The organism is Christiangramia aestuarii (genome assembly GCF_009735585.1).
Lineage (GTDB): Bacteria > Bacteroidota > Bacteroidia > Flavobacteriales > Flavobacteriaceae > Christiangramia > Christiangramia aestuarii.
This window is the reverse complement of sequence record NZ_VJVW01000047.1, coordinates 1-516: the sequence shown is the minus strand read 5'-3', so window position 1 is coordinate 516 and position 516 is coordinate 1. Positions and strand designations below refer to the sequence as shown.

The 516-nt window shown below is 48.3% G+C and carries 1 protein-coding gene; it reads left to right on the top strand.

The features are described 5' to 3' along the window. On the top strand, window positions 1-516 hold a 516-nt coding region (locus tag FLP08_RS15565), incomplete at both ends, for a tetratricopeptide repeat protein (protein ID WP_162431120.1).

The following is a 516-nucleotide window of genomic DNA, read 5'->3' as shown; positions in this document are numbered from 1 at the left end:
AACAGAAAAAAGCAGACAGGCTCTATAACGATTTTGCCTACCTGGAAGCCACCGAGGTTTACAAGGAGCTTATCGAGAACGAATATAATGTCACCTATAACTCCAAAAAACTGGGCGATACCTACATGAGGTTGCGCAGCCCGGAGAATGCCGTGCATTATTATGGGGATGTCATCGAGGATACCAGCCTCTCCCCGGAATATTATTATAAATATGCCCAGGCCCTGCGTGGAGTGAAGCGTTACGAGGAGTCCAGGCAGTGGCTGAAGAAGTATTTAGAAAGCGGCCGGGGATCTGAAGAGATCCGGGCCATGCTCAACAGGGATGAATACAAAAGCAAGGCTACCTATAAGTTACAGCCCGCCCCCTTCAATACCGGGGTAAGCGATTTTGGGGTTTTCGTAAAAGATGATAAGGTCTATTTTGTATCGGCTCGTGCCGAAGGCGTGGATGTCAAGGAAAAGACCTATGCCTGGAACGGTGAGCCCTTTTTGGATATCTATGTGATGGACAAGG